Annotated in this window: 12 protein-coding genes and 1 pseudogene; 8 read left to right on the top strand and 5 right to left on the bottom strand. The window is 66.7% G+C overall.

What is annotated here, in order from left to right:
* Window positions 1–8 precede the first annotated feature (8 nt).
* From moaA to KBW98_RS19100, 3 genes are all read right to left on the bottom strand, one after another.
* Entirely contained in the window at window positions 9–1,118 is a 1,110-nt protein-coding gene (gene moaA, locus KBW98_RS19110; RefSeq protein ID WP_211521753.1) for a GTP 3',8-cyclase MoaA, read from the bottom strand.
* On the bottom strand, window positions 1,111–2,424 hold the full coding sequence (chrA, locus tag KBW98_RS19105; protein ID WP_211521752.1) for a chromate efflux transporter: 1,314 nt from the start codon (window positions 2,422–2,424) through the stop codon (window positions 1,111–1,113). The genes moaA and chrA overlap by 8 nt, the downstream gene beginning before the upstream one ends.
* Before the next feature lie 226 nt (window positions 2,425–2,650).
* On the bottom strand, window positions 2,651–5,704 hold the full coding sequence (locus KBW98_RS19100; protein ID WP_211521751.1) for an Rne/Rng family ribonuclease: 3,054 nt from the start codon (window positions 5,702–5,704) through the stop codon (window positions 2,651–2,653).
* Window positions 5,705–5,857: 153 nt separating this feature from the next.
* Between KBW98_RS19100 and KBW98_RS19095 the strand changes: the two genes are divergently transcribed.
* The 5 genes from KBW98_RS19095 to KBW98_RS19075 all read left to right on the top strand — a co-directional run bounded on the left by KBW98_RS19095 (window position 5,858) and on the right by KBW98_RS19075 (window position 9,762).
* Window positions 5,858–6,253, top strand: a complete 396-nt coding sequence (locus KBW98_RS19095; protein ID WP_211521750.1) for a hypothetical protein — start codon at window positions 5,858–5,860, stop codon at window positions 6,251–6,253.
* Window positions 6,254–6,626: 373 nt separating this feature from the next.
* Window positions 6,627–7,610: an RluA family pseudouridine synthase gene (locus KBW98_RS19090; protein ID WP_211521749.1), complete on the top strand. Its 984-nt coding sequence runs from the start codon at window positions 6,627–6,629 to the stop codon at window positions 7,608–7,610.
* A 67-nt stretch (window positions 7,611–7,677) separates the two neighbouring features.
* On the top strand, window positions 7,678–8,337 hold the full coding sequence (locus tag KBW98_RS19085; protein ID WP_211521748.1) for an HAD-IIIA family hydrolase: 660 nt from the start codon (window positions 7,678–7,680) through the stop codon (window positions 8,335–8,337).
* A 2-nt stretch (window positions 8,338–8,339) separates the two neighbouring features.
* Entirely contained in the window at window positions 8,340–8,711 is a 372-nt protein-coding gene (locus KBW98_RS19080; protein ID WP_211521763.1) for a Rieske 2Fe-2S domain-containing protein, read from the top strand.
* Between the two features lie 49 nt (window positions 8,712–8,760).
* Complete coding sequence (locus KBW98_RS19075) at window positions 8,761–9,762, top strand: S49 family peptidase (protein WP_211521747.1); 1,002 nt, start codon at window positions 8,761–8,763, stop codon at window positions 9,760–9,762.
* 290 nt (window positions 9,763–10,052) lie between these two features.
* On the opposite strand, the gene KBW98_RS19070 is transcribed toward KBW98_RS19075, so the two are convergent.
* Window positions 10,053–10,391, bottom strand: coding sequence for a hypothetical protein (locus tag KBW98_RS19070; protein WP_211521746.1), 339 nt, complete (start codon window positions 10,389–10,391; stop codon window positions 10,053–10,055).
* A 315-nt stretch (window positions 10,392–10,706) separates the two neighbouring features.
* On the opposite strand from KBW98_RS19070, the gene KBW98_RS19065 reads away from it, so the two are divergent.
* The 3 genes from KBW98_RS19065 to KBW98_RS19055 all read left to right on the top strand — a co-directional run bounded on the left by KBW98_RS19065 (window position 10,707) and on the right by KBW98_RS19055 (window position 13,696).
* Complete coding sequence (locus KBW98_RS19065; RefSeq protein WP_211521745.1) at window positions 10,707–11,423, top strand: pseudouridine synthase; 717 nt, start codon at window positions 10,707–10,709, stop codon at window positions 11,421–11,423.
* Window positions 11,424–11,553: 130 nt separating this feature from the next.
* A complete protein-coding gene (locus KBW98_RS19060) occupies window positions 11,554–12,669 on the top strand; it encodes a phospholipase A (protein ID WP_211521744.1) in 1,116 nt (371 codons plus the stop codon).
* A 40-nt stretch (window positions 12,670–12,709) separates the two neighbouring features.
* On the top strand, window positions 12,710–13,696 hold the full coding sequence (locus KBW98_RS19055; protein WP_211521743.1) for a fumarylacetoacetate hydrolase family protein: 987 nt from the start codon (window positions 12,710–12,712) through the stop codon (window positions 13,694–13,696).
* Between the two features lie 159 nt (window positions 13,697–13,855).
* Here the strand turns inward: KBW98_RS19055 and KBW98_RS19050 are convergent.
* Window positions 13,856–14,494: pseudogene (locus tag KBW98_RS19050) on the bottom strand (hypothetical protein); the annotation flags it as partial.

Here is a 14,494-nt window from a genome sequence, read left to right as displayed (position 1 = left end):
TGTCGATCTCATCCGCCGATATACGACATTTCAACCTTGCGTGCGCCCGTCGCCAGTCCGCTGGTGTCCACGGTGCGCAGCTCCGAATAGCGGTCGGCGCGGACCTTCCACAGCTGGGCGATGGCGCCGGCGATCTCGGGGTCGGAGCGGCCTTCGCGCAGCAGTGCGCGCAGGTCGTGGCCGCGGGTGGCGAACAGGCAGGTGTAGAGCTTGCCCTCGGTCGACAGACGCAGGCGCGTGCAGTCGCGGCAGAAGGCCTGGGTGACGCTGGAGATCACGCCGATCTCGCCGCCGCCGTCCAGGTAGCGCCAGCGCGCGGCGGTTTCGCCGCTGTAGTTTGGGTCGACGGGGACGAGCGGCAGTTCGGCGGCGATGCGGCGCACGACTTCCGCCGAGGGAATCACCTCGGCCATGTTCCAGCCGTTCGAGGCGCCCACGTCCATGTATTCGATGAAGCGCAGGATATACGGCGAGCCCTTGAAGTGGCGCGCCATCGGCAGGATCTCGCCGTCGTTGGTGCCGCCCTTGACCACCATGTTGATCTTGATCGGGCCTAGTCCCGCGTCGTGCGCGGCGTCGATGCCGTGCAGGACGTCGGCCACCGAGAAGTCGACGTCGTTCATGCGCCTGAACATGGCGTCGTCGAGCGCGTCGAGCGAGACCGTCACCCGGTCCAGGCCCGCATCCTTCAGCGCGCGCGCCTTGCGCGCCAGCAGCGAGCCATTGGTGGTGAGCGTGAGGTCGAGCGGGCGGCCGGAAGGTGTCGGGATCGCGCGCAGCATGGCGACCAGGCGCTCCAGGTCCTTGCGCAGCAGCGGTTCGCCGCCGGTCAGGCGCAGCTTCTCCACGCCATGGGCCACGAACAGCCGCGCCACCCGCGCGATCTCCTCGAACGAGAGCAGGGCGCTGTGCGGGAGATAGGCGTAATCCTTGTCGAACACCTCTTTCGGCATGCAGTAGACGCAGCGGAAATTGCAGCGGTCGGTGACCGAGATGCGCAGGTCGTGCAGGGGCCGCCCGAGCGCGTCCAGCAGCAGTCCGCTGGGGGCGTCGGGCGCGCCAGGGACCGCCAGCGCTTGCGAGCGCAGGTCGTTGATCGGGACAATTTTTTCAGCCATGCCAATACGATAGCACGAGCCCCGCCAACGCACAGGCGGCAATCAGCCTGATCGGCCCGAGCTTGAAGCGCAGCAGCGCCACGCTGGCCGCCGCGCCGATGGCGATGGCGGCCGGCTGGGCGCGCCCATCGGCGAAGAACACGTGCTGGCCGAAGAACACGGCCAGGCTGGCGATGACGCCGACCACGGCGGCCGAGATGGCGGTGAGCGGCGCGCTCCAGTGCAGCTTGCCGCGGCCCGACTCGACCAGCGAGCCGCCGGCCAGGATGAAGACGAAGGAGGGCAGGAAGGTAAACAGGCTGGCGACCAGGGCGCCGGCGACGCCGCCCAGGGCAGGCGCTTCCGGGCCGAACAGCGCATGGGTCCAGCCGCCGACGAAGCCGACGAAGGCGACGATCATGATCAAGGGGCCGGGCGTGGTTTCGCCCAGGGCCAGGCCGTCGATCATCTGGTGCGCGCTCAGCCAGCCGTAGTGGTCGACCGCGCCCTGGACCACATAGGGCAGCACGGCGTAGGCGCCGCCAAAGCTCATCAAGGCGGCCTTGCCGAAAAACCATCCCATGTGCGCCAGCGTGCCGTCCGGCCCGGACAGCAGCGCCAAGGCCAGCCAGGCGCCGACGGCGAGCAGGCAGCCGGCGGCGCTCGTCCGGAGCAGGCGGCCCGTGCTGAAACGCGCGTGCTCCGGCGTGGGGGTGTGGTCGTCGATCAAGGCGGGGCCGGCAGCTTCGCGCCCCGCCTGGTGCGCGCCGCCAGCCTGGAAGTATTGCGGCCACAGGCGGGCGCCCAGCAAGCCGGCGAGGGCCGCGCCGAGCACGATCAGGGGGAAGGGCGTGTCGAAGACGGCGATCGCAAGGAAGGCGGCGACAGCGATCGCGGCCAGTAGACCGTTGCGCAGGGTGCGTGAGCCGATGCGCCAGGCGGCGGCGATCACGATGGCGACCACGGCCGGCTTGATGCCGTCCATGATGCCGGCGATCACGGCCAGGTGGCCGAAGGCGAGGTAGATCCAGGACAGGGCGATCAGGAGCACCAGCGAGGGCAGGATGAACAGCAGCCCGGCCGCGATGCCGCCTGCCGTACGATGCAGCAGCCAGCCGATGTAGATGGCCAGCTGGGTGGCTTCGGGGCCGGGCAGCAGCATGCAGTAGTTGAGGGCGTGCAGGAAGCGCTGCTCGGAGATCCAGCGGCGGCGCTCCACCAGTTCGCTGTGCATCAGGGCGATCTGGCCGGCGGGGCCGCCGAAGCTGGTGAAGCCGAGCTTGAGCCAGTAGAGCAGGGCGGTGCGGAAGGGGATGGGTGGGGGCATTGCCGTATTTTAGGAGCTTGGTGTTTCGGTAAGATTACTGGCGGAGCGAACCTGGATTCCGGCCTTCGCCGGAATGACGGTTCCACAGTGCGTTGTCGCAAGACAGGCTGTTGGCCCGCGCCTTCCGCACGTCGTTCCGGCGAAGGCCGGAACCCAAGTTTGCGTGCAAAGCACCAGCGCCAATAAAAAAGGGAAGCCGAAGCTTCCCTTTTACCCTACGCCAGGATTACTGACGCGTATCCACCTGGATCAGCGGCTCATCCACCGGCGGCGGCAGCGGCTTGCGCACGCGGCGCGGGCGCACCGGTTCCGGGGCCTGGGCAGCGGCTTCCTGGGCTGCGCGCAGCTTTTCCGGATCGGTCGACGCCAGCTGCAGGCCGGCGTTCGACAGCAGCTCGTTCAGGTCGACCGGCGCTGCGGCCTGAGCCGGAGCGGGGGCCGGAGCCGGAGCAGCGACCGGAGCGGTAACCGGCGCCGGCTCGACCGCCACCGCGGCAACCGGCTCGGCTGCCGCGACAGGCGCGGCTTCCACGACAGGCGCAGGAGCCGGAGCGGCTTCCACGACAGGCGCCGGCGCGGCGGCTGCCTGCTCGGCGGCGGCTGCGGCGGCACGGGCCGCGGCGATCGATGCCGAGGTCGGGAACATATGCTGCGGCGCTGCGGCCGATGCTTCCACCGAAGCCGGAGCCGGAGCGGCGGCAGGCGCAGGCGCAGGCGCAGGCGCCGCTTCAGCCTTCGGCTGGGCGGCAGCCACCGACGCGGCGGTCGGGAACGGCCACGGGCCCGGCTCGCCCTGCTTGGCGGGCTGCTTGGCTTCGGCGGCCACCTTGGCCGCTTCCACGTCCGCTACCGGGGTGAATGCCGGGATGTCTTCCGCGCCGTCGGCGCTTTCGATGCCTTCGGCCTGGTCGCGGTCGCGGCGGTTACGGTTGCGGCCACCACGGCGGCGGCGGCGGCGCGGCTCGTCGCCGCCTTCGCCATCGAGTTCCTCGCCGGCAGGACCGGTCACGGCCACTTTCACGGCGTGCTCCAGCACGTCGCCGTGCGGGGTGGCGGTCGACAGTTCGGCTTCCGGCACGGCCACCGGCTGCTTCAGTTCCTCGACCTTGGCTTCGGCTGCCGGCGCTGCCAGGCGTTCGCCGCGCTCACGCGGCTGGCGCGGTGCGCGTTCCGGGCGTTCGCCACGTTCCTTGCGCTCGCCGCGTTCGGCACGTTCCGGGCGTTCGGCACCCTCGGCGCGCGGTGCGGCGCCTTCCAGCTGCTCGCGCGGTTCGCGCGGCTGGCGTTCCTTGCGCTCCTTGCGCGGCGGACGGGCATCGGTTTCCGGCGCCTTGGCGGCGTCTTCGCCCGGTGCGCCCTTGGCGACGGTCTCGCGCGGCTCGCGCTCGTCACGCTCGCGTCCCTGCTTGCCGCCGGTGCGGCCATTGCGCGAACGCTGGCCACGGTTGCCGCGGTCGCCGCCGCGTTCGGCAGGCGCCGGAGCGGCGGGTTTCTCGGTCGGCAGCGGCGCCGGGGCCGGGGCCGGGGCGGCGGGTGCGCCGAAGAAGAAGTTGCGCAGGCGGGCGAAGAAACCTTGCTCGGCCGGCGCGGCGGCCGGGGTGAACACCGGGCTCGGCGCGGCTTCGACCGGCTTGGCCGGCTTGGCGGCTTCGCTGCGGTCCACCATCGGGGCCGGCTGGGCCGGGGTGATGGTCTTGACCACGGCTTCCTGGCGCGGCTTCTGCTCTTCCTTCTGGCGCTTGGCGTAGGCCATGTCGGTGTCGGCCGACTCGGCCAGGGTGTAGCTGGCGGCGGCGTCTTCCAGGCGCGGATCGTCGTGCTTGATGCGCTCGAGCTTGTAGTGCGGGGTGTCCAGATGCTTGTTCGGGATCAGGATCACGGTGATGCGGTGGCGGTTCTCGATCTTGAGCACTTCGCCGCGCTTTTCGTTCAGCAGGAAGGCGGCGACGTCGACCGGCACCTGCACGTGGATCGCGGCCGAGTTCTCCTTCATCGCCTCTTCCTGGATGATGCGCAGCACCTGCAGGGCGGACGATTCGGTATCGCGGATGTGGCCGGTGCCCGAGCAGCGCGGGCAGGTCACGTGGGAGCCTTCCGACAGCGACGGACGCAGGCGCTGGCGCGACAGTTCCATCAGGCCGAAGCGCGAGATCTTGCCCATCTGGACGCGCGCACGGTCATGGTGCAGGGCGTCCTTCAGGCGCTGTTCCACTTCGCGCTGGTTCTTGGCCACTTCCATGTCGATGAAGTCGATCACGATCAGGCCGCCCAGGTCGCGCAGGCGCAGCTGGCGGGCCACTTCGTCGGCCGCTTCGCAGTTGGTGTTGAAGGCGGTGGTCTCGATGTCCGAGCCGCGGGTGGCGCGGGCCGAGTTGACGTCGATCGAGACCAGGGCTTCGGTGTGGTCGATCACGATCGCGCCGCCCGACGGCAGCGGCACGGTGCGCGCGTAGGCGGTTTCGATCTGGTGTTCGATCTGGAAACGGGAGAACAGCGGCACGTCGTCGCTGTAGCGCTTCACGCGGTGCGCCATGTCGGGCATCACGTGGCTCATGAACTGCTGGGCCTGCTCGTAGATGTCGTCGGTGTCGATCAGGACTTCGCCGATGTCCGGCTGGAAGTAGTCGCGGATGGCGCGGATGACGAGCGAGGACTCCTGGTAGATCAGGAAGGCGCCCGGGGCCGACTTGCCGGCGCCTTCGATCGCGCGCCACAGCTGCATCAGGTAGTTCAGGTCCCACTGCAGTTCTTCGACCGTGCGGCCGATGCCGGCGGTGCGGGCGATGACCGACATGCCTTGCGGCAGGTCGAGCTTGTCCATGGTTTCGCGCAGTTCCTGGCGCTCTTCGCCTTCGACCCGGCGCGAGACGCCGCCGCCACGCGGATTGTTCGGCATCAGGACCAGGTAGCGGCCGGCCAGCGAAATGAAGGAGGTCAGGGCCGCGCCCTTGTTGCCGCGCTCTTCCTTCTCGACCTGGACCATGATTTCCTGGCCTTCGCGCAGCGCTTCCTTGATGGTGCAGTTGCGGACGTCGACGCCGTCGCGGAAATAGGAGCGGGCAACTTCTTTGAAGGGGAGGAAGCCGTGGCGGTCTTCGCCGTAGCTGACGAAGCAAGCTTCGAGGGAGGGTTCGATGCGGGTGATGACACCCTTGTAGATATTCGACTTGCGCTGTTCGCGTCCGGCCGTTTCGATATCGATGTCGATCAGTTTCTGGCCATCGACGATCGCTACGCGCAGCTCCTCTTGCTGCGTAGCGTTAAACAACATGCGTTTCATTTTTATAAACTCCGCGACCCGTAGGCCGTGCCAATGCCGTCCTTGCGGACGGCGAGGTACAGGGAATACGCGAAGAAGGGAGCGTTGGAGGGAGTAATGCCCGGGGCGTGCGGCACGGCGACGCGATGCGTCGCTGCCCGCAACAGGGCGCGAATGGAGCCGAACGTCATTGCCTTCGCACGCCGCAACCTCGACCAGGGCGCCTGCCATCCCTTCGGGATTGGCACGGCGCCGGGAGGGCGGTGCGCAACAACCAGCCAAACCTTCGCCAGCAACAAACCTAGCTCGATATCGGGCGATGACCAAGCCGGATGGAAAACGGTCGCGCGTTGCCACTCTTGGCCTGCGATGCGCGCCGCACTGACTGCGGCGCCGCGTCCCGGCCATTCGGTGGCCGCCCGCTACGGTTTTTCCAGCTTTTTCAAATCAATCAGCCTTGACTCAAGCCTTCAGCATGAGGCTTACATCGGGTCGGGCGAAAACGACAAGCGTTATCGACGCCATCAACCGGCGAGCCACTTCAAGCGGCTTGCCGGTACTTATCCTTAACAATCCAAACAATCCATCCTGCACCCAGACGCGCAACCCGATTACAACTGCAGGTGCAACCCTGGTCCGCCTTTTGGGTGTGCGTACACTATTCGGAACCCGCGCCTAACCTGCTGCGCGTTGCACTGTCGGCCTGCGATGCTCGCTGTACTCCTCGTACAGCTGCGCTTCTTGACCAACATTGCTGCCGCTCGCGACGGTTATCCACGAATTCCTATTTTTCCACCGAATTTGCACATTGGCGGGGCCGGTGGAACGCGCCCCTGTGTAAAATATCGTTTTATTTCTTACACCAGCAGAGGTTTGACCGCCGCCTGTCGATTATATATTCAAAATGAAGGACTTAGAGAGAATTTCTGGGAAGACAGACAGAATGGCGTTACAGAACGATGTTGTTCCCCCTTCATCACAGCCGGCGCTCCAGGCCCAATTCGTGACAATTTCGGAAGAAGAAGCCGGTCAGCGAATTGACAATTATCTGTTGCGAGTTTGCAAGGGCGTACCCAAGAGCCATATTTACCGCATCCTGCGCTCGGGCGAAGTCCGGGTCAACAAGGGGCGCATCGACCAGATGTACCGGCTGGACGCGGGCGACGTGGTGCGCATTCCGCCGATCCGTCTGGCCGAGAAGGCCAGCAGCCAGGCCGCACCGGGAGCCGAGTTCGCGATCGTGTTCGAGGATGCCCACCTGCTCGTCATCGACAAGCCGGCCGGCATTGCCGTGCACGGCGGTTCCGGCGTGTCGTACGGCGTGATCGAGCAGCTGCGCGCCGCGCGTCCGGACGCCAAGTTCCTGGAACTGGTGCACCGCCTCGACCGCGAAACCTCGGGCCTGCTCCTGATCGCCAAGAAGCGCAGCGCGCTGACCAACCTGCACACGCAGATGCGCGACGGCCTGACCGACAAGCGCTACCTCACCGCCGTGTTCGGCGACTGGACCAACAAGCGCCAGCACGTCAAATTGCCGCTGCATAAGTTCACCACCCCTGACGGCGAGCGCCGCGTGGTGGTGCAGGCGGGCGGCCAGGAAGCGCATACGGTGTTCAACCTGAAGCGCAAGTGGCAGGACTTCGCCCTGCTCGAGGCCGAGCTCAAGACCGGCCGCACGCACCAGATCCGCGTGCACCTGGCCTCCTCGGGCTTCCCGATCCTGGGCGACGAGAAGTACGGCGACTTCGCGCTCAACAAGCGGCTGCAGAAGGCGGACGCGGAGCGGGGCGCGCTGCGCCGCATGTTCCTGCACGCCTGGCAGATCACCTTCACCCACCCGGACACCGGCAAGCCGCTCAGCCTGCGCGCGCCGCTTCCGGCGGAGTGCGAGCGATTCTTGGTAAGCTTGGGGCAAGCACTCGCATGAGCCGCCCAGCCGGGCAGCCCGCGACCACCATTTCACAGGACCGGCGGCCAAGGGGCCGCCGTTAAACATGGCAAGAAAACAATTTGATCTGATCGTCTTCGACTGGGACGGCACGCTGATGGACAGCACGGCGACCATCGTCAAGTGCATCCAGTCGGCCGCGCGCGACCTCGGTCTGCCGGTGCCCAGCGACGCCTCGGCCGCGCATGTGATCGGCCTGGGCCTGTCGGAAGCGATGCAGGCCGTGATGCCGAACATCGACCCGGCGCTGACTCCGCGCATGGTCGAGCGCTATCGCTACCACTTCCTCACCAAGGACCATGAACTGGTGCTGTTCAAGGGCGTTCGCGACATGTTGAGCGAACTTGCCAACGAAGGCTACTTCCTGGCCGTGGCCACCGGCAAGAGCCGGGTGGGTCTGAACCGCGCCCTCAACGCAGCCGGCCTGCTGTCGACATTCGACGCCACCCGTTGTGCGGATGAGACATTTTCCAAGCCGCATCCTGCGATGCTGCAAGAGCTGACCAGGGAGCTGGGGCAGGACCTGCGCCGTACCGTTATGATCGGCGACACCACGCACGACCTGATGATGGCGAACAATGCGGGCGCGGCCGGTATTGCGGTCGAGTTCGGTGCGCACCCGGTCCAGCAGTTGCAGGCCTGCAAGCCCCTGTTCTCGGCGCGCTCGATTCCCGAGCTGCATGCCTGGCTGCTCGAGAACGCATGACGATGAGCGAGGAAGCGGGGCTGTTCGTGTGCGATGCGGACATGTTGCTTGACGGCGGCAGGGGAGTGCGCTTCCCGGTGCAGGTCTACGGCCAGGCCGCGACCGGCTTCGTGGTGCGCTTCGACGGTAAACCATTTGCCTATTTGAACCGTTGTGCCCATGTGCCCATCGAGCTCGACTGGAAAGAAGGCGAGTTCTTCGAATCCAGCGGCCTGTACCTGATGTGCGCGACCCACGGCGCGGTGTACGAGCCGGAAAGCGGGCGCTGCGCCGGCGGCCCCTGCCGCGGTGGACGGCTGTTGCCGATCGCCGTGGTCGAGCGTGATGGAAAGATTTTTTGGCAGCCGGACCAGCAGATCCAGGCGCCCATGTAAACTAGAAACCTAGACGATTTACCGCGAACTTCAGACAACGACAGCGTTTATGACCGACCACACCAGCACCGACCACCCGGGCGACAGCCGCCTTGCCGCCAACCCGACGGTAAGCAACTGGGAGCGCGAGACGCTCGAGAAGCTGGTGTTCGCCACGGTGCAGGAGCGCCGCGCCGCGCGGCGCTGGGGCATCTTCTTCAAGCTCAGCTTCCTGGTCGTGGCGCTGCTGGGCCTGTGGGCATACTACGACTTCAACTTCGGGACCACGGGCGACGAAAACCTGGGCCGCCATACCGCGCTGATCGAAATTAACGGCGAGATCGAGGCCGAAGGCAGCGGCGCGGCCGATACCGTGATTCCTTCGCTGAACAAGGCCTTCTCGGATTCCGGCTCGGCGGCGGTGGTGCTGCGCATCGACAGTCCCGGCGGCAGTCCGGTACAGGCCGGCATCATCGTCGACGAGATCCAGCGCCTCAAGCGCGGCTATCCGGACAAGCCGCTGTACGTGGTGGTGGACGAGATCTGCGCCTCGGGCGGCTATTACATCGCCTCGGCGGCCGACCGCATCTACGTCAACAAGGCATCGATCGTCGGTTCGGTCGGCGTGCTGATGGACAGCTTCGGCTTCACCGGCACCATGGACAAGCTGGGCGTGGAGCGGCGCCTGATGACGGCGGGCGAGAACAAGGGCTTCCTCGACCCCTTCAGCCCCCAGTCCGACAAGCACAAGGCGCACGCCCAGGCCATGCTCAACGAGATCCACCAGCAATTCATCTCAGTGGTGCGCGCCGGGCGCGGCAAGCGCCTGAAGGAAACCCCGGAAACCTTCTCCGGCCTGTACTGGACCGGCGCCAAGGCGGTCGAGATGGGCCTGGCGGACGGCTTCGGCACCGTGGACACGGTGGCGCGCGACATCGTCAAGGCCGAGGACATCGTCGACTACACGGCCCACGAAGGCCTGCCGGAGCGAGTGCTCAAGAAGTTCGGCGCGGCGGTCGGCGAAAACGCGGTCAAGGCCGCGACGCGGGGCGCGCTGCCTAAGCTGCACTGAGTCGCGCCGCGGCAAATTGCGGTGTCAAGCGGGCGAATCGGACGCAGTTGCGTAGAGCACACTGCGCCGAGATTTTTGCTTGCATCCGGTGGCAAAAAGACTATAGTGAGTGTGTAGCTGCTGCCGCGACGGAAGATACCTAAACCAGCCTGTTCGTTATCGACCGATACGCACGAGCACTACCCGCTGCACCTGCCGTGCAGTTTCGAGAGAATTCAATTCCTCATGGTTGTGATTCCCCCTCGGGATTGGAACGACGGCTTCGGCCGTCGTTTCCATTTATATGCATGTCATGTGCAGGTGCCCAGGTGCTGGGTATCGCCGTCGAGGCTGGGACGGGCCGGCTCCAGGGGCGGAGGCAGGGCGTCCGCATGGAAGGCATCCTCATGCTGGGCAAAGCCGCCGCGGTCGAGCCATGCCTGGTAGTCGCGCACGGCGTGCGCACACCAGGCGGCGCGCAGGGGCGGATTGCCTTCGTGCAGATGCGGCATCTCGCCGCCGTGGCGCCAGCGCGCCAGCGCCAGGCGGGTAGGGAAGAGCGCGGCATGGCTGGATGCCAGACGCTGCCGGGCCAGGTGGGCGTCGGCTGCGGAAAGCTTTCCATGTCCTGTGTCGAGATCATCGTTCACGGTGCTTGTCCTCTGGTTACAGATTGCTTTCCTATATGCCGAGTAAATATTCCGGCAGACGATTAGGGAAATTCCTAACGCTTTGAAGTCTATCAACCGCAGTCTTTGGCGGCTTGACGCTTATCAAATGTACGTTTGCACGCAATGCGCGTCCTTGTGCGGGATCGGACGTGCGTGCGGATCGGGGAACTCTTCAAAGCAGCAGGTAAATAGCAGCGCGCGGTTCTACCCGCCGGCGGCGTCGGCGACGCCTCCATTGGCCGCGGCGCTTTCCCGGCTTCCGCACCCCCAGCCCTTCTGTTAAAGTCTCGCCCCATGAGTAAACTCTCCCTTGACCGCATCCTGCAATCGCAGGGCTTCGGTACCCGCAAATACTGCCGCGCCCTGATCGAGGACGGCGACGTCGCCGTCAATGGCGAGATCCAGGACAATTTCAAAGCCACCTTCGACACCCAGGACCTGGTCCTGACCGTGTTCGACGAGGAATGGCGCTACCGCGAGCGCGTCTATATCGCCCTCTACAAGCCGGCCAACTTCGAGTGCTCGCGCAAGCCGAGCCACCACCCCGGCGTGCTCACCTTGTTGCCGGAACAGTTCACCTGGCGCGAAGTGCAGCCGGTCGGCCGCCTCGACCACGACACCACCGGCCTGCTGCTGATGTCGGATGACGGCCCCTTCATCCACGCCCAGTCCTCGCCCAAGCGCCATGTGCCCAAGGTTTACCAGGCCACCACCGCCGAGCCGGTGACGGACAGCCTGGTCGACCAGATGCTGGCCGGCGTCCAGCTGCACGACGAACCGGCGCCGCTGAAGGCGGTGTCTTGCGTTCCGCGCGGCGAGCACCAGCTCGAGATCGTGCTGGAGCAGGGCAAGTACCACCAGGTCAAGCGCATGCTGGCCGCCGCCGGCAACCATTGCAGCGCGCTGCACCGCTCCCAGATCGGCGGCCTGGCCCTGGAGGCGCTCGGCCTGCGCGAGGGCGAGTGGTGCTTCCTGGAGCAAGCCCAGCTCGACCTGCTCGTGCCCGCCTGAGTCTCCGGCCCGCAGCCGTGCGTGCACGGCTGCAACACGTGCGACATCGATAAGCAATTTCCGCGACACTCGTGGGGATGGCGGCCCGGAAAGGGCCGCTGCGCACTAGCCTTATCGAAAAGTAGACTCCATGCACGTTTATCGCCCCACGCTGTCCCTCGTTTCCCTCCTGTTCGCAAGTTCCGCCCTGGCCCAGGGCCAGGCCGGATCGCTTCCCCAATCGATGGCGGATTGCACGCCCTTGCTCGACAACGCCCAGCGCCTGGCCTGCTTCGACCGCCTGGCCGCCAGCCAGGTCGCGCCTGCCGCCGCCAGCGCGTCCGCCTCGGCCCAGGCGGTCGCGGCCGCTACACCGGTAGGGGCCGCGCCGACCAACTCCGCCTACGACGCGCCGCGGACGGCCGAGGTCGACGCCGCCGCCTCGGTCGACCCCACGGTGGAAGCCGCCAACGGCTACACCATGAGCGGCCACTGGGAGCTGGATGCGAAGGACAAGCGCGGCACCTTCGTGTTCCGGCCGCACAACCCGAATTACCTGATCGCCACCCGCACCTACCGCCCCAACGACCGCCCCTACCTGCCGTTCCGCGAGGCGGCGGGGATCGAGACCGGCCTGTCCAAGGGCGAGCTGGAGTTCCAGCTCGGCTTCAAGATGAAGCTGGTCGAGACCCTGTTCGAGAAACCGGTCGACGTCTGGTTCGGCTATACCCAGAACAGTTTCTGGCAGGCCGGCAACCACAAGGCCTCGAGCCCCTTCCGCGAGACCAACTACTCGCCCGAACTGATGGTGGTGACGCCGCTGAACGTCGGCATCCTGGGCACCAACCTGCGCTTCCTGAACCTGGGCTTCGTGCACCAGTCGAATGGCCAGTCCTCGACCCTGTCGCGCAGCTGGAACCGCTTCTATGCCCAGGTGGGCCTGGAGCGCGGGCCGCTGTCGGTCACCGCCAAGGTCTGGAAGCGCGTGAACGAATCGCTGGAAGAAGACAACAATCCGGAGATTATCGACTACCTGGGCCGTGCCGAGCTGGCCGGTTCCTGGCGCCTGCACGGCGGCCACGAGCTGACGGCCCTGCTGCGCCATAACTTCCATACGCACAAAGGCTCGACCCAGCTGGGCTGGGCCTTTCCGGTGGCCGGGCCGCTGAAGGGCTACCTGCACTGGTTCTCGGGCTATGGCCAGAGCATGATCGACTACAACTACTTCCAGCGCAGCGTCGGCGCCGGCGTGGTGGTCAAGTACTGAGCGGGGCCGTAGAATGGCGCTCCCGCCACCAGGAGCGCCCATGAAACTTGCCACTCTCAACGACGGTACCCGCGACGGCCAGCTGGCCGTGGTGTCGCGCGACCTCAAGACCGCCCACATCGCCGACGGCATCGCGCCGACCCTGCAGGCCGCCCTCGACGACTGGGGCTTCATCGCCCCGCAGCTGGACGAGCTGTACCGCCAGCTGAACGAGGGCAAGGCGCGCCGCCCCTTCGATTTCGATCCCGCCCGCTGCATGGCGCCGCTGCCGCGCGCCTACCAGTGGGCCGACGGCTCGGCCTATGTCAACCACGTCGAGCTGGTGCGCCGCGCGCGCGGCGCCGAGATGCCGGCCTCGTTCTGGGAAGATCCGCTCATGTACCAGGGCGGCAGCGACGACTTCCTGGGACCGCGCGACGATATCGTGCTGGCGCACGAGGAGTGGGGCATCGACTTCGAGGCCGAGGTGGCGGTGGTCACCGGCGACGTGCCGATGGGCGCGACCCCGGACGAGGCGCACGGCCAGATCCGCCTGCTGATGCTGGCCAACGATGTCTCGCTGCGCAACCTGATTCCCGAGGAACTGGCCAAGGGCTTCGGCTTCCTGCAGTCGAAACCGGCCACCAGCTTCGCGCCGCTGGCCGTGACGCCGGACGAGCTGGGCGAGGCCTGGCGCGGCGGCAAGGTCCACCTGCCGCTGCGCTCGAGCTGGAACGGCCACCTGGTGGGCCAGCCGGATGCGGGCGTGGACATGGTCTTCAATTTCCCCCAGCTGGTGGCCCACTTGGCCAAGAGCCGCAACGTGCGCGCCGGCAGCATCGTCGGTTCCGGCACGGTATCGAACAAGGACGCGTCGCGCGGCTATTCGTGCATCGCGGAGCAGCGCTGCCTGGAGATGATCGAGCACGGCGAGGCGGTAACGTCCTTCATGCGCTTCGGGGATACGATCCGGATCGAGATGCTGGATGAGAAGGGGAAGTCGGTGTTTGGGGCGATCGAGCAGGTGGTGAAGCGGCTGGAGAGGTGAGGGTCGGCGGGGTCGGCCTGCATGCAAACTTCGGTCCCGGCCTTCGCCGGGACGACGTGCTTACGTACAGGGCCAAAGTAGCAATCGCCTCTTATCTACCGCTCTAAAACAACGTCATCCCGGCGAAGGCCGGGACCCAAGTTCCCACGCACGCCACCATCACCGAACCGGCGCAGCCGCCCAGAACGCATCACCCGCTGAATCCCCGTCCAAGCGCACCTCCACCGGCCTCGTCATCCTCCTCACCGCATCCGCCTTCAGCAGCTTTCCATCCGCCTCGTGCAGCCGGTACCAGAGAAACGCCACCCCCGACAGCGCCAGCCGCTGCCCGGTAAACAAGTTGTCCCGCACCACGCTCATCCCTTCCAGCCTCAGGTCGACGTCCAGCACCAGCGCGCCCTGGCTGCGTTCGGCTTGGCCGAGATAGCGCGCCGCCACGAACAGCGGGCTCTTCTCGCTCGCTTCGCCCGCCTTCAGGGAATCGACGAAGGCGTCGACCGCCTTCAGCTGGGCGCGGGCGGCGTCCTCCATCGCTCCCAGTTCCACCTTCAGCTCGCCCTTGGCGCCCGCGGCCAGCCGCTCCAGGCTGTCCGCGTGCCGGGCCAGGGTGGCGCGGTGGCCGCCCAGGGCGCGCACCCGTCCCAGCAGGCGCTCGTGGCGTGACCAGTCGAGTTCGCCCAGGTAGCCGCCGCCCAGGCCGGTCAATCGCGCCGGGCAGCTGCGCGCCATGGCGCTGGCGAACAGGGCGCGCGCGCCTTCGCCGTAGCCGATGCCGGCCAGGCTGGTGTCGCCCTTGAA

Source organism: Massilia sp. ST3 (assembly GCF_018119405.1).
Lineage (GTDB): Bacteria > Pseudomonadota > Gammaproteobacteria > Burkholderiales > Burkholderiaceae_D > Telluria.
This window is presented reverse-complemented; position numbering and strand designations above follow the sequence as displayed.